Source organism: Streptomyces sp. NBC_00370 (assembly GCF_036084755.1).
GTDB lineage: Bacteria > Actinomycetota > Actinomycetes > Streptomycetales > Streptomycetaceae > Streptomyces.
On the sequence record NZ_CP107968.1, the window covers coordinates 7,275,672 to 7,297,009 of the forward strand.

General features: G+C 71.4%; 21 protein-coding genes. 19 read left to right on the forward strand and 2 right to left on the reverse strand.

Annotation, left to right across the window (positions count from 1 at the left end; genetic code table 11):
* Positions 1–173 precede the first annotated feature (173 nt).
* Complete coding sequence (locus tag OHS57_RS32235; RefSeq protein WP_328584185.1) at positions 174–1,580, reverse strand: MFS transporter; 1,407 nt, start codon at positions 1,578–1,580, stop codon at positions 174–176.
* Between the two features lie 4 nt (positions 1,581–1,584).
* Complete coding sequence (locus tag OHS57_RS32240; protein WP_328584186.1) at positions 1,585–2,205, reverse strand: winged helix-turn-helix domain-containing protein; 621 nt, start codon at positions 2,203–2,205, stop codon at positions 1,585–1,587.
* 284 nt (positions 2,206–2,489) lie between these two features.
* Here OHS57_RS32240 and OHS57_RS32245 point away from each other — a divergent pair, with 284 nt between their 5' ends.
* The 19 genes from OHS57_RS32245 to OHS57_RS32335 all read left to right on the forward strand — a co-directional run bounded on the left by OHS57_RS32245 (position 2,490) and on the right by OHS57_RS32335 (position 21,334).
* Positions 2,490–3,431 (forward strand): endo-beta-N-acetylglucosaminidase H, encoded by a 942-nt coding sequence (locus tag OHS57_RS32245; RefSeq protein ID WP_328584187.1) that lies wholly within the window; start codon positions 2,490–2,492, stop codon positions 3,429–3,431.
* A gap of 81 nt (positions 3,432–3,512) precedes the next feature.
* Positions 3,513–3,962: a hypothetical protein gene (locus tag OHS57_RS32250; protein ID WP_328584188.1), complete on the forward strand. Its 450-nt coding sequence runs from the start codon at positions 3,513–3,515 to the stop codon at positions 3,960–3,962.
* A gap of 329 nt (positions 3,963–4,291) precedes the next feature.
* The gene (locus OHS57_RS32255; protein WP_328584189.1) at positions 4,292–4,621 is read left to right on the forward strand and encodes a TcmI family type II polyketide cyclase; all 330 of its coding nucleotides are present in this window, start codon (positions 4,292–4,294) and stop codon (positions 4,619–4,621) included.
* On the forward strand, positions 4,618–5,889 hold the full coding sequence (locus tag OHS57_RS32260) for a beta-ketoacyl-[acyl-carrier-protein] synthase family protein (protein WP_041993320.1): 1,272 nt from the start codon (positions 4,618–4,620) through the stop codon (positions 5,887–5,889). The genes OHS57_RS32255 and OHS57_RS32260 overlap by 4 nt, the downstream gene beginning before the upstream one ends.
* Positions 5,886–7,124, forward strand: a complete 1,239-nt coding sequence (locus OHS57_RS32265; protein WP_041993322.1) for a ketosynthase chain-length factor — start codon at positions 5,886–5,888, stop codon at positions 7,122–7,124. The genes OHS57_RS32260 and OHS57_RS32265 overlap by 4 nt, the downstream gene beginning before the upstream one ends.
* Before the next feature lie 41 nt (positions 7,125–7,165).
* The gene (locus tag OHS57_RS32270) at positions 7,166–7,435 is read left to right on the forward strand and encodes an acyl carrier protein (RefSeq protein ID WP_041993325.1); all 270 of its coding nucleotides are present in this window, start codon (positions 7,166–7,168) and stop codon (positions 7,433–7,435) included.
* Between the two features lie 10 nt (positions 7,436–7,445).
* A complete protein-coding gene (gene fabG / locus OHS57_RS32275; RefSeq protein WP_328584190.1) occupies positions 7,446–8,243 on the forward strand; it encodes a 3-oxoacyl-ACP reductase FabG in 798 nt (265 codons plus the stop codon).
* A 57-nt stretch (positions 8,244–8,300) separates the two neighbouring features.
* Positions 8,301–9,248 (forward strand): aromatase/cyclase, encoded by a 948-nt coding sequence (locus OHS57_RS32280; RefSeq protein ID WP_328584191.1) that lies wholly within the window; start codon positions 8,301–8,303, stop codon positions 9,246–9,248.
* A gap of 1 nt (position 9,249) precedes the next feature.
* On the forward strand, positions 9,250–10,743 hold the full coding sequence (locus tag OHS57_RS32285) for an FAD-dependent monooxygenase (protein ID WP_328584192.1): 1,494 nt from the start codon (positions 9,250–9,252) through the stop codon (positions 10,741–10,743).
* Positions 10,744–10,836: 93 nt separating this feature from the next.
* Positions 10,837–11,517, forward strand: a complete 681-nt coding sequence (locus OHS57_RS32290) for an antibiotic biosynthesis monooxygenase family protein (RefSeq protein ID WP_328584193.1) — start codon at positions 10,837–10,839, stop codon at positions 11,515–11,517.
* Positions 11,518–11,522: 5 nt separating this feature from the next.
* A complete protein-coding gene (locus OHS57_RS32295; protein ID WP_328584194.1) occupies positions 11,523–13,076 on the forward strand; it encodes an FAD-dependent monooxygenase in 1,554 nt (517 codons plus the stop codon).
* Entirely contained in the window at positions 13,076–14,119 is a 1,044-nt protein-coding gene (locus OHS57_RS32300; protein WP_328584195.1) for a carbohydrate kinase family protein, read from the forward strand. Before OHS57_RS32295 ends, OHS57_RS32300 begins: the two co-directional genes overlap by 1 nt.
* A complete protein-coding gene (locus tag OHS57_RS32305; RefSeq protein ID WP_328584196.1) occupies positions 14,116–15,033 on the forward strand; it encodes an alpha/beta hydrolase in 918 nt (305 codons plus the stop codon). Before OHS57_RS32300 ends, OHS57_RS32305 begins: the two co-directional genes overlap by 4 nt.
* Positions 15,034–15,070: 37 nt before the next feature.
* A complete protein-coding gene (locus OHS57_RS32310) occupies positions 15,071–16,642 on the forward strand; it encodes an acyl-CoA carboxylase subunit beta (RefSeq protein ID WP_328584197.1) in 1,572 nt (523 codons plus the stop codon).
* Positions 16,643–16,664: 22 nt separating this feature from the next.
* The gene (locus tag OHS57_RS32315) at positions 16,665–16,874 is read left to right on the forward strand and encodes an acyl-CoA carboxylase epsilon subunit (protein WP_328584198.1); all 210 of its coding nucleotides are present in this window, start codon (positions 16,665–16,667) and stop codon (positions 16,872–16,874) included.
* Between the two features lie 41 nt (positions 16,875–16,915).
* Positions 16,916–17,431, forward strand: coding sequence for a nuclear transport factor 2 family protein (locus tag OHS57_RS32320; protein ID WP_328584199.1), 516 nt, complete (start codon positions 16,916–16,918; stop codon positions 17,429–17,431).
* 156 nt (positions 17,432–17,587) lie between these two features.
* Positions 17,588–18,610, forward strand: a complete 1,023-nt coding sequence (locus tag OHS57_RS32325; RefSeq protein WP_328584200.1) for a methyltransferase — start codon at positions 17,588–17,590, stop codon at positions 18,608–18,610.
* Positions 18,611–18,706: 96 nt separating this feature from the next.
* The gene (locus OHS57_RS32330; protein WP_041993360.1) at positions 18,707–19,621 is read left to right on the forward strand and encodes an LLM class flavin-dependent oxidoreductase; all 915 of its coding nucleotides are present in this window, start codon (positions 18,707–18,709) and stop codon (positions 19,619–19,621) included.
* A gap of 108 nt (positions 19,622–19,729) precedes the next feature.
* The gene (locus OHS57_RS32335) at positions 19,730–21,334 is read left to right on the forward strand and encodes an ABC transporter substrate-binding protein (protein ID WP_328584201.1); all 1,605 of its coding nucleotides are present in this window, start codon (positions 19,730–19,732) and stop codon (positions 21,332–21,334) included.
* Positions 21,335–21,338 lie beyond the last annotated feature (4 nt).

The following is a 21,338-nucleotide window of genomic DNA, read 5'->3' on the forward strand; positions in this document are numbered from 1 at the left end:
ACCCGTAACGGAAGGCCCTCGGATGCTCAGCCGAATTCGATGCTGGCAGAGCGATCTTGACGAGATAACTGGTTACTTCTGCCCGCGGCACATGGGTACTTCTGCCCGTACGCGTGGCGGCCGGGGCGAGATGCCCCGGCCGCCACGCGCGTCCCGCGCGTTGCCGCGCCGGTTCAGACCCCGGCCGGGACCGAGGGCTTCTCCAGCGGTACGGCCCGCGCTGCCGCGCTCGCGACGGCGTCCGCCGTATCGATGGTGTCCGCGGTTTCGACGGTGGCGGGTTCGGCCGCCGGCTGCTTGCGCATCCCGGACCATTCCTTGCTCAGGCCCGGCACAACGATGGCGATCAGGTACAGCCCGCCCACGATCCACAGCGCCGTCGAGGTGCCGGTCAGCGTCACCAGACCTGCCCCCAGCAGCCCGCCGAACGGGATACCCGCCCAAGTGACCGCCTGCGCCAGTGTCTTGACCCGGCCCAGCAGGGGGGTCGGGATCAGCTCGTACGTCACGGCGCCCACGATCGGGTTCACGAAGCCGGAGCCCAGGCCGCCCACGGCGAGCACCGTCAGCACCAGCCACAGCGGTGCTCCCGTCGCCATCGCGGCGAACCGGGGCAGGCCGCCCAGGGAGAAGCCGATCAGATAGACGGTGCGCCGGGGCAGCCGCTCGGCCACCCCCGCCGCCACCAGCGCGGCGATGATCGACGTCGCGGCGAAGACACTGACCACCAGGCCGATGGCCTCCGCGCCGTTCCCCGACTCCTTCGCCCACACCGGCAGCAGCACCGACATGAACGCCTGGTCCAGGAGATTGGTCACCGCCAGCATGCACACGATGGACCGCAGCAGCTTCGCGTCCCGCAGGAAGGCCGCACCCTGGCGCAGTTGGGAGAAGTAACCGCCGCCCTCCTCGATCGGCGTCTCGTGCGGCTCGGGCACCGGGTCGCTGAGGGTGGTCGACACGATCAGCGCCGACACCGCGAACAGCGCGGCGGTGATCCACAGCGCGTACAGGCTGCCGAAGGCGGTGACGACCACGCCGGCGATGGCCGGCCCGACGGTGGTCGCTGTCCGTTCGACGGCGGCCGAGAGTCCGGTGCCCCGCTCGATGGGCACCCGGGCGGCGCGGGTGGCCCCGGGCACGAAGAGTCCCTTCGCGCCGTTGGCAGGACCGTCGGCGGCGCCGACGATCGCGAGCAGCCCCAGCAGCAGGCCGAACGGCAGGCTGCCGGTCATGTAGAGCAGCGGAGCGGTGGCCATCGCGACGGTGGACAGGAGGTCGCCCGCCACACTGATCCGCTTGGGGCCGATACGGTCGATGATCGGGCCGGCCAGCGCCTGCGAGATCACGTACGGCACGATCTGGCAGAAGGCCACCAGACCCGTCTTGCCGACGCTGCCCGTGGTCGTCAGCACGAACCAGGGCAGCGCGATCGACAACACGCGGTTGGCCGACAGGGCCGCCGCGTTGGCCGACAGCATGCCGATCAGGCCGCGCAGGACCCGGGGGCCCAGGTCCGGCGCGGTCGCGGGTGCGCCGTTGTCCGCCGCCGTCTCGGCGGCTGTGTGCTGAGTGGCCATCGTTCTACTCCATGTCGGTGGTCTGGGTGACGTGCCGGTCCTCGCTGATCGGGAACAACTGGAACTGGAAGGAGACCCGTGCCGCGTCCTGCGGCCGCTCGCCCGCGCCCGCCGCGTCGGCGGCGGCGGACGTACGCCGGCGGAGCAGGGCGTGGATCTCCGCCGTCAACTCCTTGGCGTCGGCGGCGGAGAGGGTGAGCGCGTAGTCGCCGAAGTCCTGTGCGTCACGCCACTCGGGCGTGAGCGAAGGGGTGGCCTCGATCGCCGCGGTCATGGCGTCGGACCAGACCCGGCCGAGGGCCTGGAGGTACGCGATGCCGAGCCCTTCGCTGCCGTCCAGCACCTCGTCGTCGGGGACGACGGTGTTGGCGTGCGCCGCCTGCCACCACCGCTCCCGCCGGCCGCCCCGCGAGGGCGCCTCCGTGATGAAGCCGTACTCCGCGAGCTGGCGCAGGTGGTAGCTGGTCGCCCCGGTGTTCTGGTCCAGCCGGTGGGCCAGCGTGGTCGCCGTCGCCGGGCCCTCCGTCCGCAGACTGGTGAGGATCTGGACCCGCAGGGGATGCGCGATGCCGCGCAAGTTGCGGGCGGTCAGATGTACTTGGGAGGGCTGCTGCGGTAGTTCCATGACACTCAAGCTAGACCACAAAGAAGTCTGTGCATAGAAGGCAGTGCACAGAAGTCTGTGCAATATTTCGGCCCGGGTGCCGAGTTGGTGCTCGGTCGACTGTGCTGGACGCGCCAACTCGCCTATGTGGAAGCGGAGTTGTGGTGGAGCGTGGGTGGAGATCGTGAGAGTTCGCGCGAGATTCCCGGGATTCGACCCCGGAGGCGGAAAACTCGGAGGGCTCACGCGGCGCCTCCGGACAGGCCGGGCACGCGCCGACCCACGCGAGGGGAGACCGATCAACGATGTTCACTCCGGTACGGAGCAGAGTACGGACGGCCGCGCTGGCGCTGTCGGCCGTCGCGGCCCTCGCTTTCGGCGCGACCGCCACCACCGGTGCGGCGGCGGCCCCCGCCCCGGCCCCCGCACCCGCGTCGGCCGCCGCGAAGCAGGGGCCGACCTCGGTGGCGTACGTCGAGGTGAACAACAACAGCATGGTCAACGTCGGCAAGTACAGCCTCGCGGACGGCGGCGGCAACGTCTTCGACGTCGCCGTGATCTTCGCGGCGAACATCAACTACGACACGGGCACGCAGGCGGCCTACCTCTCCTTCAACGAGAACGTGCAGCGCGTCCTCGACAACGCCGCCACGGAGATAAGGCCGTTGCAGCAGAAGGGCATCAAGGTCGTCCTGTCGGTGCTCGGCAACCACCAGGGCGCCGGTTTCGCCAACTTCCCGTCCCAGCAGGCGGCGTCGGCCTTCGCGAAACAACTGTCGGACGCCGTCGCCCAGTACGGCCTCGACGGCATCGACTTCGACGACGAGTACGCCGACTACGGCAACAACGGCACCGGTCAGCCCAACGACAGCTCGTTCGTGAATCTCGTGACGGCGCTCCGCGCGAACATGCCGGACAAGATCATCAGCCTCTACAACATCGGCCCGGCCGCCTCGCGGCTCTCCTCCGGCGGCGTCGACGTGTCGTCCAAGTTCAGCTACGCCTGGAACCCGTACTACGGCAGCTGGCAGGTCCCCGGCATCGGACTGCCCAAGTCGCAGCTCTCGCCGGCGGCCGTCCAGATCGGCGGGACCTCGCAGAGCACGGTCGCCGACCTCGCCCGCCGCACCGTCAGCGAGGGGTACGGCGTCTTCCTCACGTACAACCTGGACGGCGCCGATCGCAGCGCCGATGTCTCCACGTTCACAAGGGAGTTGTACGGCAGCGACGCCGTCTATACGCCGTAGGACGACGGCCCGCCCCCGGCGTCGGCGGCGCTGTCCCCCCGGCGCTCCGCACCCACTGCCATACGGGCCGTCGTGGACAGCGTGACGGCTTGGCGTGACACCTGGATGCGTGACACCTGGAGCAGCACGCTACGCCGGGTGGCGGACCGTCCCCGCACGAACGCCGTGGCCGGGTCGCTGCTCGTGCTGCTCGCCGTCCTGGCATCACTCACCGAGTTCGCCGCCGCCCACGGGTCGATTCCCCGGATGTTCGCCGAAGCCGCCACCGGGGTCCAATTCGCCATGCTGGTAGGCCTGTTGTGCCTGTCTACCGGGCTGCCGCTGGCCTTCCTGCGGCCCTTGACCGCGGGGATCACCGTCACGGCGGCGAGCGCCGGTTCCTTCCTGATCTTCGGCGCCCTGACGCTGGCCGGTCTCGCCCCCCAACTCGTCGCCCAGTACCGGCTCGGCCGCAGCGGCTCCGTCGTACCGGCCGCGCTGCTCACCGCCCCCTGCGGGCCGCCGTGGGGTCCGTCCGCTACCTCGTACTGATCGGCCTGCTCAGCCTCGGCACCGCCCTGGCCGTGCGGAGTTCGGCGACCGCCGTCGGCATCGTCCTCGCATGAACCGCGGGTCGTCTGACGCAATCGGTCGGGTCCTGTCACATTCCTGCGTGTTTTTGTCATTGTCCGGCGCGGGTCTGACATTGCCGTGTGGTCCCCGGAAAAGCCTGACGAAGCCCTGAACCGGCTCGTATTGATCGCCGCACCGGAACCGATGAGCCTTGATGTCGTTGGCCGGCGCGATCACTTGCTGACATCCGGGGGCGACATGTTGCGCTCGTATGTCATGGACATTACACGAACGAGGAGTGAGTACGCATGCACAGCACCTTGATTGTCGCCAGGCTGGAGCCGGGCGCGAGCACGGATGTGGCCCGGCTGTTCGCCGACTTCGACGCGACGGAGATGCCGCACCGGATGGGGACGCGGCGCCGCCAGCTCTTCTCCTACCGGGGGCTGTACTTCCACCTCCAGGACTTCGACGAGGACAACGGCGGCGAGCTGATCGAGGCAGCCAAGACCGACCCCCGGTTCATCGGCATCAGCAACGACCTGAAGCCGTTCATCGAGGCGTACGACCCCGCGACCTGGCGCTCACCCGCCGACGCGATGGCGACCCGGTTCTACTCCTGGGAGGCGTCGGCGTGAGCGCCAGACGCGTCGTCATCACCGGCCTGGAGGTCCTCGCCCCCGGCGGTGTCGGTGCCAAGAACTTCTGGGACCTGCTGAGCGAAGGACGCACGGCGACCCGCGGCATCACCTTCTTCGACCCCACGCCGTTCCGCTCACGCGTCGCAGCCGAGATCGACTTCGACCCCTACGCACACGGCCTGGCCCCGCAGGAGATCCGCCGGATGGACCGGGCAGCGCAGTTCGCCGTGGTCGCCGCGCGCGGCGCCGTCGCGGACAGCGGCATCGAGTTCGCCGACCTCGACCCGTACCGCACCGGGGTCACCGTCGGCAGCGCCGTCGGCGCCACGATGGGGCTCGACGAGGAGTACCGCGTCGTCAGCGACGGCGGCCGGCTCGACCTGGTCGACCACCGGTACGCGGCGCCGCACCTCTACAACCATCTCGTCCCCAGCTCCTTCGCCGCCGAGGTGGCCTGGGCGGTCGGCGCCGAAGGCCCGAGCACCGTGGTCTCCACCGGCTGCACGTCAGGGATCGACTCCGTCGGGTACGCCGCCGAGCTGATCCGCGAGGGCTCGGCCGACGTCATGGTCGCGGGCTCCTCGGACGCGCCGATCTCGCCGATCACCATGGCCTGCTTCGACGCGATCAAAGCCACCACACCACGCCACGACGACCCGGCCCACGCGTCACGCCCCTTCGACGGGACGCGCAACGGATTCGTCCTCGGCGAGGGCGCCGCGGTGTTCGTGCTGGAGGAACTGGACAGCGCCCGCAGACGCGGCGCGCACATCTACGCGGAGATCGCCGGCTACGCGACCCGCTCCAACGCCTACCACATGACCGGACTGCGCCCGGACGGCGCCGAGATGGCCGAGGCGATCCGGGTCGCCCTCGACGAGGCGCGGCTGCCCGGCGAGGCCGTCGACTACATCAACGCGCACGGCTCGGGCACCAAGCAGAACGACCGCCACGAGACCGCCGCGTTCAAGAGGAGCCTCGGCGACCACGCCTACCGGACGCCGGTCAGCTCGATCAAGTCCATGGTGGGCCACTCACTGGGCGCCATCGGCTCCATCGAGATCGCCGCCTCGGTCCTGGCCATGGAGTACGACGTGGTGCCCCCGACGGCCAACCTCCACACGCCCGACCCCGAGTGCGACCTCGACTACGTGCCGCTGCACGCACGCGACCAGTTGATCGACGTGGTGCTCACCGTGGGCAGTGGGTTCGGCGGATTCCAGAGCGCGATGGTGCTGGCAGGTCCGGAAAGGAAGCTGGCGTGAGCAAGGGAACATCGGTCGTGGTGACCGGACTTGGCGTCGCGTCGCCGAACGGGCTCGGCGCGCGGGACCATTGGGAAGCCACCCGCGGGGGCAAGAGCGGCATCGGCCGCCTCACCCGCTTCGACCCGTCGGGCTACCCGGCCAAACTGGCGGGCGAGATACCGGGGTTCGCCGCCGAGGAGCATCTGCCGAGCCGGCTCATCCCGCAGACCGACCGGATGACCAGGATCGCGCTCGCCGCCGCCGACTGGGCGCTCGCCGACGCGGGCGTCAGCCCGGACGAGCTGGCGGGGTTCGACATGGGCGTGGTCACGGCCAGCGCCTCGGGCGGCTTCGAGTTCGGCCAGAACGAACTGCGCAAACTGTGGGGCCAGGGCAGCCAGTACGTCTCCGCCTACCAGTCGTTCGCCTGGTTCTACGCCGTCAACAGCGGCCAGATATCCATCCGCAACGGCATGAAGGGACCCAGCGGGGTCGTCGTCAGCGACCAGGCAGGCGGGCTCGACGCCGTCGCCCAGGCCCGCCGGCAGATCCGCAAGGGCACCAGGCTGGTCGTCTCGGGCGGCGTGGACGCCTCCCTGTGCCCCTGGGGCTGGGTCGCGCAGCTGGCCAGCGGCCGCCTCAGCACCAGCGAGGAACCCGCCCGCGCCTACCTGCCCTTCGACCGCGACGCCGCCGGATTCGTACCGGGCGAGGGCGGCGCGATCCTGATCCTGGAGGACGCCGAAGCGGCCGGGGAACGCGGCGCGCACAGCTACGGGGAGATCGCCGGATACGGCGCCACCTTCGACCCGAAGCCCGGCAGCGGCCGGCCGCCCGCCCTGCGCAAGGCCGTCGAACTGGCCCTCGCCGACGCCTCGGCCGACCCGGCGGACATCGACGTGGTCTTCGCCGACGCGGCCGCCGACCTGGACCTGGACCGCGTCGAGGCCGACGCGCTCGTCGAGGTCTTCGGACCGCACGGCGTTCCGGTCAGCGCCCCGAAGACGATGACCGGACGGCTCTACTCGGGCGCCGCACCCCTCGACCTGGCGACCGCGCTGCTCGCCCTGCGCGACGGCGTCGTTCCGGCGGCGGTGAACGTCCGCCTCTCACCCGACTACGACCTCGACCTCGTGGTGGACCGCCCGCGCCACACCGAACTGCGCACCGCGCTGGTGCTGGCCCGCGGCCACGGCGGCTTCAACTCCGCCGTCGTCCTGCGCGCCCCCGCGACGCCCCACCCCGGCCGCTGAGCGCGCCGGGACCGATCACCCCCACCGGAAGGACCTTTCCTTTGTCTGCCGAGCTTTTCACCCCCGCCGACCTCAAGCAGATCCTCCTGGAGGCCGCCGGCGCCGAGGAGGGCGTCGACTTCGAAGGCGACTTCCTGGACACGGAGTTCGAGGCACTCGGCTACGAGTCGCTGGCCCTGCTCGAGACCGGCGGGCGCATCGAGCGTACGTACGGCATCGCCCTCGACGACGACGTACTGACCAACGCCCTGACACCGCGCGCCCTCATCGGCGTCGTCAACGACCTGCTGACCGCCCCCCGTATCGCCTGAGAGGACCACCATGTCCGACACCACCACGACCGGCACCGGCCGCGTCGCCCTGGTCACCGGCGCCACCAGCGGCATCGGGCTGGCCGTCGCCCGGCTGCTCGGCTCCCAGGGGCACCGCGTGTTCATCGGCGCCCGCGACGCGGAGAACGTCGAGGCCACCGTCAAGGAACTCACCGCCGAAGGGCTCGACGTGGCGGGCGCGGTCGTCGACGTCCGGGACGCGGCGGCGGTACGGGAGTTCGTGCGGGCCGCCGTCGACCGGTTCGGCGCGATCGACGTCCTCGTCAACAACGCGGGCCGCTCGGGCGGCGGCGTCACCGCCGACATCCCGGACGAGCTGTGGGAGGACGTCATCGAGACCAACCTCACCAGTGTGTTCCGGCTGACCCGCGAAGTCCTCACCGCCGGCGGGCTGCGCCACAAGGACCGGGGCCGCATCATCAACATCGCCTCCACGGCGGGCAAGCAGGGCGTGGTGCTGGGCGCCCCGTACTCCGCGTCCAAGCACGGCGTGGTCGGCTTCACCAAGGCCCTCGGCAACGAACTCGCCCCCACCGGCATCACCGTCAACGCCGTCTGCCCCGGATACGTGGAGACGCCGATGGCGCAGCGCGTGCGGCAGGGGTACGCCGCCGCCTGGGACACCACGGAGGACGCGATCCTGGAGAAGTTCCAGGCGAAGATCCCGCTCGGCCGGTACTCCACCCCCGACGAGGTCGCGGGACTGGTCGGTTACCTCGCCTCCGACACCGCGGCCTCCATCACGGCCCAGGCCCTCAACGTCTGCGGCGGACTCGGCAACTTCTGAGCCGGGTACCGCCGTTGCCATCCCTCCCGTCACCGGACTCCTTGAGGAGCAGCGACCATGACGACCCGTGAGGTCGAGCACGAGATCACCGTCGGCGCGCCGGCATCGGCCGTCTACCGTCTCCTGGCGGAAGTGGTGAACTGGCCCCGGATCTTCCCGCCCACCATCCATGTCGACCAGGTCGAGCACAACGGCGCCGAGGAGCGCATCCGCATCTGGGCCACCGCAGGTGAAGAGGCGAAGAACTGGACCTCGCGCCGCACGCTGGACCCGGACGGCCTGCGCATCACCTTCCGGCAGGAGATCAGTGCCCCGCCGGTCGCCGCGATGGGCGGCGTCTGGATCATCGAACAGCTCGGCGAACAGAAGTCACGGGTACGGCTGTTGCACGACTACCGCGCCGTGGACGACGACCCGCAGGGGCTCGCCTGGATCGACGAGGCGGTCGACCGCAACAGCCGCTCGGAACTCGCCGCGCTGCGCACCAACGTCGAAGCCGCCCACGCGGCCGAGGACCTGACGTTCTCCTTCACCGACAGCGTCACCGTGGACGGCGCGGCCAAGGACCTCTTCGACTTCGTCAACGAGGCCGACCTGTGGGCCGAGCGGCTGCCGCACGTCGCGTCCGTACGCCTCACCGAGGACACCCCGGGGCTCCAGACACTGGAGATGGACACCCGGGCCAAGGACGGCTCCACGCACACCACCAAGTCGTACCGCGTGACCTTCCCGCACCACCGCATCGCCTACAAGCAGGTCACCCTGCCCGCGCTGCTGACGCTGCACACCGGGATCTGGACCTTCGAGGAGACCGGGGACGGCACCGTCGCCTCCTCCCAGCACACCGTCACCCTCAACACCGACAACATCTCCGCCGTCCTCGGCCCCGAGGCCACCGCGGACGACGCGCGGAGCTACGTGCACACCGCCCTGTCCACCAACAGCCTCGCCACCCTCGGCCACGCCAAGGCGTACGCCGAAGGCCGCACGGGCGAGCGGGGCTGACATGCCGGGTGACCCCCTGGACACCCAGGTCATCGTCGTGGGCGCGGGCCCCGTCGGGCTGCTGCTCGCCGGGGAGCTGCGCCTCGGCGGCGCGGACGTCGTCGTACTGGAACGGCGCACGGCGCCGACCACCGAGTCGCGGGCCTCGACCCTGCACGCCCGCACCATGGAAATCCTCGACAGCCGGGGACTGACGGCCGCCTTACCCGCCCCGCCGAACGACCTGCGCGGACACTTCGCCGGCATTCCGCTGGACCTGACACTGCCCGGCAGCCGGCCGGGCCAGTGGAAGGTCCCGCAGTTCGACACCGAACGGCTGCTGGGGGAGTGGGCCACGGGGCTCGGCGCCGACATCCGGCGCGGCCACGAGGTCCGCGCGGTCACCGACACGGGCGCGTACGTCGAGGTCGAAGCCGTCGGGGACAGCGGCCCCTTCCTGGTACGCGGCAGCCATCTCGTCGCCTGTGACGGCGAAGACAGCGCCGTACGCGGCCTGTTGGGAGCCGACTTCCCCGGCCACGACGCGCGCCGCGAACTGCTGCGCGCCGACGTCGCGGGCATCGAGGTGCCCGACCGGCGGTTCCAGCGGCTCCCCGACGGGCTGGCCATCGCGGCGCGGCGGGCGGACGGGGTGACCCGGGTCATGGTGCACGAGCACGGCGCGCCGGCACTGAGCCGTACCGGCCCGCCCACGTTCGGTGAGATCACACAGGCGTGGAAGCGGGTCACCGGCGAAGACATCAGCGGCGGCACCCCGCTGTGGGTGAACGCGTTCGGCGACGCTGCGCGCCAGCTCGCGCGGTACCGGCACGGGCGCGTGCTGTTCGCGGGGGACGCGGCCCACCGGCAGATGCCCATCGGCGGGCAGGCGCTCAACCTCGGCCTCCAGGACGCCTTCAACCTCGGGTGGAAACTGGCCGCCGAGGCCACGGGGCGCGCCCATCCCGACCTGCTCGACAGCTACCACGCCGAGCGGCACAGCGTCGGCCTGCGGGTGCTCGCGGCCATCGAGGCCCAGGCGCTGCTGCTGCTCGGCGGCCCGGAGGTGGAGCCGGTACGTGCCCTGATCACCGACCTGATCGGCGGCGAAGAGGTGCGCACCCACCTCGCCGCCACGATCAGCGGACTCGACATCCGGTACGACGTCGGCGGCCCCGCCCACCCGCTCGTCGGCGCCCGGCTGCCGCACACACCGCTGGCCGCTTCGGCGGCGGGCTGGTCCAGCAGTACGCAGGCGCTGCGCGCGGGCCGGGGGCTGCTGCTCGGCCCGGCGGGCGCCCCGGACCTCGGGGCCGTCCTCGGCGGCCGTGCCGTCCCCTTCGCCACGCCCGCCGCCCCGGACTCCGGAACGGCCTCCGGGACGGTCTCCGCGCCGGACCGCGCCGGCTGGACGCTCGTACGGCCCGACGGCCACGTCGTATGGGCAGGTACGTCCGGCACACCGCGAGGGGAGGGGCTGCCGGCGGCACTCGACCGGTGGTTCGGCCCCGCCTGACCGTCTCGCGCCCGCCGGGCCCGCTCGCCCCCGCAGCCCGGCCGCGCGTACCCCGTACCCCCCCGCAGACCGCACCCGGAAGGAACCCCCGCCATGCCCTTGATCTCGCCCGACGACGGATATCTGACCGTGTTCAACCTCTTCGAGACGGACACGGTGCCCCTCCAGGACGACGTGCTCGACGCGATGCGCGACATCATCGACCACGCCGACTACCCCGGCTGGATCTCCTCGACCCTGCACGCGGGCGTCGACGAGCCGGGCACGGTCAACTACATCCAGTGGCGCAGCGCCGCCGATCTCCAGGCGCGCTACGAAGGACAGAAGTTCCAGCGCAAGACCGTGCCGCTGTTCCACAAACTCGCCCGGACCGTGCGGCTGTTGAAGACCGAGCTCGCCTTCACCCAGCACCACCCCGCACTCGGCGGGGACATCGAGATCTCGCCGGAGCGCGACGACTACACCGTACTGATCGTGTTCGACACGAAACCCGAGGACCAGCGGGAACTGCTGGACACACTCGCCAAGCCGGACGAGTGGATCACCACGGTGCCCGGCTACCGGTCGCACACCTACTTCCGTGGTGTGGACGGCAGCTTCGTCGTCAACTACGCCCAGTGGGACAGCAAGGAGCTGTACGACGCCTTCCACAGCCTGCCCGAGGAGGACAGGCCCGCCGACATCCGCGACGGCAGGCACCGGGCCCGCTCGCTCGTCACCAACCGCCAGGCCAACACCTACCGGGTGACCCACTCCCGGTCGGCGAAGGGCTGACCGGCATGGCACCCGAGGCAGCGACCGCGCAGGACGCCGACGACACGGACGTCATCGTCGTCGGCGCCGGACCGACCGGGCTGACACTCGCCGGTGAACTGCGCCTGGGCGGGGCGCGCGTGACCGTCGTGGAGCGGCTGGCCGCACCCACGGGGCAGTCCCGTGGCCTGGGCTTCACGGCCCGCGCCATGGAGGCGTTCGACCAGCGGGGCCTGCTGCCCCGCTTCGGGCAGGGCGACACCCTCGACATCAGCCCCGTGGGCCACTTCGGCGGCGTGCGGTTCGACTACACCGTGCTGCCCGGCGCCCACTTCGGCGCCCGTGGCATACCGCAGTCGCTGACCGAGTCCGTCCTGGAGACCTGGGCAACCGGCCTCGGAGCCGAGATCCACCGCGGCTGGGAGTTCACCCAACTGCACGAGGGAGCAGGCCCGGACGACACCGCGGTGGTCATCACCGTACGAGCCCCCGAAGGCCCCCGACGGTTGCGCGCCGGCTATCTCGTGGGCGCCGACGGCGGGCACAGTCCCGTACGCACGGCGGCCGGGATCGCCTTCCCCGGCACACCGGCGTCCCGTGTGATGTACCTCGCCGACGTGGTGGGCCGCTCGCTGCGCCCCCGGCCGCTCGGCGAACGCCTGGAGCACGGCATGGTGATGGCGGCGCCGCTCGGCGACGGGGTGGACCGCATCATCGTCTGCCCGGACGGCGCCCCGCCACGCGAGGACGCGGCGCCGGTGACCTTCGCCGAGGTGGCGGCGGCGTGGCTGCGGCTCACCGGCGAGGACATCGCCGACGCCGGTACCCAGTGGGTGAGTTCGTTCACGGACGCGACCCGTCAGGCGGCCGCGTACCGGCGCGGGCGCGTCCTGCTGGCGGGGGACGCCGCCCACGTCCATCTGCCGGCCGGCGGCCAGGGGATGAGCACCGGCATCCTGGACGCCGGCAACCTCGGCTGGAAACTCGCCGCCGTCAGCCGGGGCACCGCGCCCGAAGCCCTGCTGGACACCTACCACGACGAGCGCCACCCGGTCGGCGCCCGGCTGCTGGTGAACACCCGCGCCCAGGGAACGGTCTTCCTCGGCGGCCGGGAGTCCGACCCGCTGCGTGCCCTGTTCGCCGAACTCATCGCGTACGACACCGTCAAGCGGCATCTCGCCGGTGTCGTCAGCGGGTTGGACATCCGCTACGACCTCGGCGCCGACCACCCGCTGGCCGGCAGGCGCGTCGCGCACCGCGTCCTCGTCGGGCCGGGCGGGGAGACCAGCACCACCCAGTTGCTGCGTCCCGCGCGCGGTGTCCTGCTCGACCTCGCTGACGACGCTGCGGTACGGACCGCGGCGGCGCCCTGGGCCGACCGGGTGACCGTCACCACGGCGGCCCCCAAGCCACTCGACGACCAGGACGACGAACTTCGCGGGCTGAGCGCCCTGTTGATACGCCCCGACGGCCACGTCGGCTGGGTGTCGACGGCCCCGAGCGGCGAGGGTCTGACCGCCGCCCTGCACCACTGGTTCGGGCCGCCCGCCCCGACGGCCCCGCAGACGAAGGACGTGTGATGGCACATCCCACGAGCCGCACCGCGCGCGGCCACCGGGTGCTGGTCACCGGGTCCATCGCCACCGACCATCTGATGGCCTACCCCGGCCGGTTCGCCGAGCAGCTGCTCACCGGTCAACTGGAGAGCGTCTCGCTGTCGTTCCTCGCCGACACCCTGGAGATCCGGCGCGGCGGAGTGGGCGCCAACATCGCCCTCGGCCTCGCCCGGCTCGGACTCGCTCCCGTGCTGGCCGGGTCCGCCGGCGCCGACTTCGCCGACTACGGCGCCTGGCTGGCCGGGCAGGGCGTGGACATCACACCCGTACGGGTCAGCGACACCCTGCACACGGCCCGCTTCGTGTGCACCACCGACGCCGACCACAACCAGATCGCCACGTTCTACGCCGGGGCGATGGCCGAGGCGCGGCACATCTCACTGACCAGGACCGTGGCCGGCGCCGGCCGGCCGGAGCTGGTGCTGATCGCACCGGACGATCCCGAGGCGATGCTCCGGCACACCACCGAGGCGCGCGCCGCAGGCCTTCCCTTCGCCGCCGACCCCTCGCAGCAACTCGCCCGGCTCGACCGGGCCGCCACCCGCCGGCTGGTCGACGGGGCGTGTCACCTCTTCACCAACGCGTACGAGGCGGGCCTGCTGCGCGAACGCACCGGCTGGACCGACGAGCAGGTGCTGGCGCACGTCGGCACCTGGGTCGTCACCCGGGGCGCCGACGGGGTCGACCTGCTGCGGGCCGGGGAAGCGCCCCTGCGGGTCCCGGCCGTGCCCACCGACGTGCCGGCCGAACCCACCGGCGTGGGCGACGCCTTCCGCGCGGGGTTCCTCGCCGGGCTCTCCTGGTCGCTTCCGGCCGCCGCCGCCGCGCGGCTGGGCTGCGCCGTCGCCACCGTCGTACTGGAGACGGTCGGCACGCAGGACTACCAACTGAGCGCCGACGAGCTGCTGCTGGGCGTCAAACGCGCTCACGGCGAGCCCGCTGCGGCGGAGTTGGCAGGCCCGCTCGGCGCCGGAATCGAGCGGGCGACGACAGGGGGCGCCGGATGAACCCCGCCCGGCCGGCCGTCACCCCCGCACTGTCGTCGGGCGTACGCCGCATCACCCTCAACGGCGCCGAAGCGCCCCTCTCGGCGCTGCTCGCCGAACCCGCCACCACGCCGCGCGCCGTGATCGTCGCCCTGCACGGCGGCGGCCTCACCTCGGGCTACTTCGACGGGCAGGCCCACCCCTCCCTCTCGCTGCTGACACTCGGGGCGAGCCGCGGGTACACCGTCCTCGCGCTGGACCGCCCCGGCTACGGGCGCTCCGCCGCGCATCTGCCCGACGGACTGTCCCTCACCGACCAGGCCGCCATGGTGCGTGCCGCGCTCGGGGCGTTCGCCGCGCGTCATCCGACCGGCGGCGGACTCCTGCTGCTGGCCCACTCCTTCGGCGGCAAGCTCGCCCTGCACCTCGCCGCCGGCGGACTCTGCGACCTGCGGGGTCTCGACATCTCGGGCTGCGGACATCGCAGCGCCCTGCTGCCGGGACAACTCCCCTTCGGCGGCGGCCGGCTGAGAACGACCCGGCTCTGGGGTCCGCTCCGGCTCTACCCGGCGGGCACCTTCCGCCACGACCGGGTACCCGCGGCGCCGGTCCCGATACGGGAGAGCGCCGAAGTCGCCCGCTGGCCCGAGCAGTTCGGGGCGCTGGCGTCCCGGGTGCGGGTACCGGTCCGCTTCACCTTCGCCGAACACGAACGGTCCTGGCTGCACGGCGACGACGACCTCGCCGATCTCGCGGCGGCGCTGACCGGCGCACCCCGGGTCCGTACGGAACGACAGCCCGGCTCCGGACACAACATCAGCCTCGGACTGGCGGCCCGCACCTACCACCTGCGGGCGCTGGACTTCCTGGGCGGCTGCCTGCCCGGCCTGTCAGACCTCGGCGGATCCGACCCCGGCCGGTCCGACCCCGAATGAGCCGACCAGACTGAGCCCACCCGAAGGACGGACCGCCATGGCGACCGCTCAGCCCAGCCCCGATGTCCCAGGACCGCTCGCCGATCTGGCGGCGCGCAGGAAGGAGGCGTACGAAGGACCCGGCGCCGCCGCGACGGAACGGCAGCATGCCAAGGGGAAGCTGACCGTACGCGAACGCGTCGAACTCCTCTTGGACAAGGGCAGCTTCACCGAGGTGGAGGCGTTCCGCAGGCACCGGGCGACGGGCTTCGGTCTGGAGGCGAAGAAGCCGTACACGGACGGTGTGATCACCGGCTGGGGCAGGGTCGAGGGCCGGACGGTCTTCGTGTACGCGCACGACTTCCGGATCTTCGGCGGCGCGCTCGGCGAGGCGCACGCGGCGAAGATCCACAAGATCATGGACATGGCCATCTCGGCGGGCGCCCCGCTGGTGTCGCTGAACGACGGCGCGGGCGCCCGTATCCAGGAAGGTGTCTCCGCGCTGGCCGGGTACGGCGGCATCTTCCGGCGCAACACCCGCGCCTCCGGGGTGATCCCGCAGATCAGCGTGATGCTCGGCCCGTGCGCCGGCGGCGCGGCCTACAGTCCCGCGCTGACCGACTTCGTGTTCATGGTCCGCGACACCTCGCAGATGTTCATCACGGGACCCGATGTCGTCCAGGCCGTCACCGGTGAGGAGATCACCCAGAACGGCCTCGGCGGCGCCAACGTGCACGCGCAGACCTCCGGCGTCGCGCACTTCGCGTACGACGACGAGGAGACCTGCATCGCCGAGGTGCGCCATCTGCTCACCCTGCTGCCCGCCAACAACCGGGAGATGCCGCCGTACGAACCGGCCGACGACCCCGCCGACCGGACCTCGCCCGCGCTGACCGAACTGGTGCCTGCCGACGGCAGCCGCGCCTACGACGTACGCCCCGTGATCGAGGAACTCGTCGACGACGGCGACTACATGGAGGTGCACGCGGGCTGGGCACCCAACCTGGTATGCGCACTCGCCCGGCTCGACGGCCATGTCGTCGGTGTCGTCGCCAACCAGCCCGCCGCGCTCGCCGGGGTCCTCGACATCAGGGCCAGCGAGAAGGGCGCCAGATTCGTCCAGTTCTGCGACGCGTTCAACATCCCGCTGATCACCCTGGTCGACGTACCGGGCTTTCTGCCCGGCGTCGACCAGGAGCACGACGGCATCATCCGGCACGGCGCGAAACTGCTGTACGCGTACTGCAACGCGACCGTGCCCCGGATCTCGGTGGTGCTCCGCAAGGCCTACGGCGGCGCCTACATCGTCATGGACTCCCGGTCCATCGGCGCCGACGTCGCGCTGGCCTGGCCCGGCAACGAGATCGCCGTGATGGGCGCCGAAGGCGCGGCCAACGTCGTCTTCCGCCGGGAGATCGCCGCCGCCGACGACCCGGAGCACACCAGGCGCCAGAAGATCGACGAATACCGCGCCGAACTCGTCCACCCCTTCTACGCGGCCGAGCGCGGACTCGTGGACGACGTCATCGACCCCCGCGAGACCCGCCCCGTCCTGGCCCGCACCGTGGCGATGCTGCTGGCCAAGGACTCCGACCTGCCACGCCGCAAGCACGGCAACCCGCCCCAGTGACCACTCCCTCGAGGTGACCGTCATGGACCAGCACATCCTGCGCGTACAGCGCGGCAACCCCCGTCCGGAAGAACTCGCGGCGCTCACCGCCGCCCTCCTCACCCGGCTCACCGCCGTGGCACCGGACAGCGGCCCGGTACGCCGGCGCTCGCTCGCCGGCTGGCGCAGACCGGAGCGCGCCGCCATGTTCGACGGCCCGCGCAGCTGGCGGGCCGCCGCCCCCAGGAGCTGACCACCGCAGGCACACCACACCCACCGAAAGGCAGTACCGGCATGAGTGCCGTCACCAGCACCGAAAGCACCGAAAGCACCAAAAGCACCGAAGAGACCGTCGCCGCGCTGCGGGCCCAGCTGCGCGACCTCACCGACCGGGCCGAACTCACCGCTCTCGCCGACCGTTACGTCACCCACCTCGACCGGGACCGGCACCGCGACGACTGGTTCGGTTCGGTCTTCACCGACGACGTCCATCTCACCTTCCCCATGGGGGAGTACAAGGGAACGGCCGGACTCGCCGAGTTCCAGGAGCTGGCCCGCACCACCTTCGAACGCACCCATCACACCGCCTCCAACTACACCGTCGACGTCGAAGGCGACCGCGCCAGGATCCGGGCCCATCTGACCGCCGTACACGTACGCCGGGCAGCCGAACCCGGCACCCACTTCACCATCGGCGGGCACTACGAGGCCGACGCCGTCCGCACCCCCGAGGGCTGGCGGATCAACCGGTTCGTCTTCGAGCTGATATGGCACGAAGGACAGGGTCCGCAGGGCGCTCCGGGCCACTGACCTCGGAACCTGCAGAGATCTGACGTAGCGCACAAAGACCTGACACCGGCGCGCCTTGAACCGCCCAGTCACCCGGAACACACTTCATCTGGGCCTGTCGGTGCGTCCCGGTCCGAACCCACCGGCCACCCCCGGTACCAAGGAGGAAGCCCCGTCATGCCCCCAGGCACCAACGAACTGCCCCTGCCCGCCCAGGTTCTGCAGATCATCACCGCCGGCTGGCTCGCCCAGGCGGTCAGCGCGACCGCCGAACTCGGCGTCGCCGACGTCCTGGCCGAAGGACCCCGACCGGTCTCCGAGATCGCGGCGGCGACCGACACCCACGCCCCCAGCCTCTACCGGCTGCTGCGGGCCGGCGCCGACATCGGTCTGTTCACCGAACACGACGGCCGCGTATTCGAGTTGACCGAGCTCGGCGGCACCCTGCGCGCCGACTCCCCGACCAGTCTGCGCAACTTCGCGATCTGGACCGGGCTGCCCGCCGAACGGCACGCCTGGGCGGGCCTCACCGACGCCGTAAGGACCGGGAACACCGCGTTCGCCGAGGTGCTCGGCAAGCCCGTCTGGGACTATCTGCACGACCACCCCGATGTGCTCGGCGTCTTCGACCGCGCCATGACCGAGGCGTCCCGGCAGATCATCGCCCCCGTCGTCGCCGCCTACGACTTCGGCCGGTTCGGCACCGTGGTGGACGCGGGCGGCGGGCGCGGCGCACTGCTGGCCGCCGTACTGGCCTCGGCGCCCGGCACCCGCGGTGTCCTCTACGACCGGCCGGAGGTCATCGCGAGCGCGGGACAGCCGCTGCGCGACGCCGGTGTGGACGACCGTGCCGAACTGGTCCCCGGCGACTTCTTCGTATCCGTACCGACAGGAGCCGACGCGGTGATCCTGTCCAACATCATCCACGACTGGGACGACGAGCAGTCGCGGCGCATCCTCGGCAACGCGCGGGACGCGCTCACCGACGGCGGGCATGTCCTGCTGGTGGAGGCGGTGCTGCCGGACCGGCCGCGCCCCTCGCCCACGGTCTCCCTGATGGACCTGGACATGCTGGTGGTGGCCGGCGGACAGCAGCGCACCGCCGCCGAGTTCGAGTCCCTGCTGGCCGACTCCGGCCTCAAACTGTCGCGCATCGTGCCCGGCGGCCACTGCAGTGTCGTCGAGGCCGTACGCGCCTGACATCCCGCCCGGCGCCGGACCCGCCGGTGCCCCGTCATGTCCGGCGCCGGGCGCGCTTCCCCGCAACCAGTACCAAGGAAAGAGTAGGCACCAGCCATGCCAGAACGGCTCGCACGCAAGCTGTGGTTCGGAATCGGCCCGGGGGTCGCCCTCGCCGAAGCGCCGGAGGTCGTCCGCAGGGTCGAGTACGCCGACCGTGCGGGACTCGACTTCTTCGCCCTGTCCGACCACCCCTACTACGGCGACCGGCTGGAGGCCTACGGCGCCCTCGGGCTGCTCCTCGGCAGGACCAGGAACATCACGGGTGTCACCACCGTCACCAATCTGCCGACCCGCCCGGTGCCCCTGCTGGCCCGCACCCTGTCGACACTGTCGGCGCTCAGCGGCGGCCGGGTCGTCCTCGGCCTCGGCGCCGGCGGGTACTGGGACGACATCGCGCGCTTCGGCGCCACCCGGCTCGACCCGGCCGCCGCCGTACGCGCCCTGGAGGAGGCCATCGGTCTGGTCAAGGCGCTGTCCGGCGGCGTACGACCCGTCACCCTGGACGGCGAGTTCACACAGGTGCTCGCACTGGACCCGGCGCCGGTTCCCGCGCCGCTCGTCTGGACCGGCTCGGTGGGGCCCAAGTCCCTCGCCGTCACCGGACGTTCGGCCGACGGCTGGATACCGGGCAACGCCGCCGACTGGCACAGCGAGCGCTACCGGCAGTCCCGCCCGGTGATCGACGAGGCGGCCCGTTCCGCGGGACGCGACCCCGCCGACGTCACCACCGTCTTCAATCTGCCCGCACGCATCACCGACGCCCCCGTCAACGTCCCGCGCGATGCGTCGGGCCGCTGGCTGGGCGGATCCGTCGACCAGTGGATCACCGAGCTGACCGAGGCCGTGCTGGACCACGGCGCATCGGGATTCGTGTACTTCGCCTCGGGCGACCCCTCGGGCCAGGTCGGCCTCGGTCGCTGGGCCGAGGAGATCGTGCCCGCCGTCCGCGAGGCCGTCGCCAAGGGCTGACACCCCCTTCACTTGCCACCCCCTTCACTTGCCACCTCCTTCACTTGCCCCCTTCACTTGCCACCCCCCGCACGTCCGCACCACAGCACCTTTCGGAGAGGTCCTCAGATGTCCACAAGAACCACCGGCTCGCGTCCACGGCTCCGTCTCGCGATCGCACTGCTCGCGGTCGTTCTGCCCGTCGCGGCCTGTTCGGGCGAGGGGACCGGCTCCGGCGGCAAGAGTGACGGCGCACCGCGTGACGGTGGCACCCTGCTGGTGGGCAGCGAGGCGGACCCGAGCTGCCTCGACCCGCAGCAGACCGGGCAGCTCGGCGCCGTGGACATCTCCAGGGCCGTGGTCGACGGGCTCACCTCGCAGGACCCGAAGACCGGCAAGATCGTGCCCTGGCTGGCCAAGTCCTTCACCACCAGCGCCGACGGCAGCGCGTTCACCTTCGTACTGCGCGAAGGCGCCACCTTCAGTGACGGCAAGCCCGTCGACGGGGCTGCGGTGAAGGCCACGTTCGACAACCTGGTCAAGCTGCCGGCCAACGGCGCCCCCAGCTATCTGATCGGCTACAAGGGCACCACCGTGACCGACGCGCACCGGGTGACCGTGAAGTTCGCGACGGCCAACGCCCAGTTCCTCCAGGCGACTTCCACCGTCGGCCTGGGCATTCTGTCGCCGTCGACCTTCACCGCTTCGGCCGCCGACCGCTGCCGCGGCAAGTTCGTCGGCTCGGGCCCCTACGTCCTGGACCACTACACCACCAACCAGGAAGTGGTCCTGAAGAAGCGCAAGGACTACGCCTGGCCCTCGTCCATCGCCACGAACAAGGGCGCGGCGCACTTCGACGAGGTGAAGTTCTCCTTCATCCCCGAGGGCGGGGCCCGCACCGGCGCGCTCAGCTCGGGACAGGTCGGGGTCGCCAAGGCTCTCCTGCCCACGGACGAGGCCCAGTTCAAGGGCAACGGCTTCAGCATCCTGTCGGCGCCGAGCCCCGGGCTCGTACCGCCGCTCTCCCTCAACCACAAGGGGATCCTCGCCGACTTCAAGGTCCGTGAGGCGCTGCTCAAGGGCATCGACAGGAAGGGGCTCGTGGACTCCGTCTTCAGCAGCTCCTACAAGCCGGCCACCAGCGCGCTGTCCTCGGGCACCCCGTACTACAAGGACTTCTCCGACAAGCTGCGCTACGACGCGGCGGGCGCCAAGTCCCTGCTGGACAGCGCGGGTTGGCGGGTGGGCAAGGACGGCATCCGGGTCAAGGACGGCAAGCCGCTGGCGCTCACCTGGCTGATACCCGCGCCCCTGCCGCCCGTCGACGAGGCCGTCCAGCAGCAGCTCCGCAAGATCGGCGTCGATGTGAAGCTCAAGCCCGTCGCACCGGCCGTCTACGTCGAACAGCAGCAGAAGGGCCAGTTCGACCTCACGGCCGTCGGGGTCACCCGCGCCGACCCGGACGTCCTGCGCAACATCTTCTACACCAAGGGCGACAACCTCTGGCATCTGCCGCCCAGCAAGCTCGACACCTATCTGGAGCAGGAGGTCACGGCGACGAGCGAAGCCGCCCGGCAGACCGCGGTCAACAACGCCGTCGGCTGGATCCTCGACCACGCCGACACCGTCCCGCTGTACCAGGGCGCCAACGTCCACGGCGTGTCCGACAAGGTCAAGGGGCTGAAACTCGACGCCTCCAACCGCTTCGACCTGCACGACGCCTGGCTCGGCTGAGGGA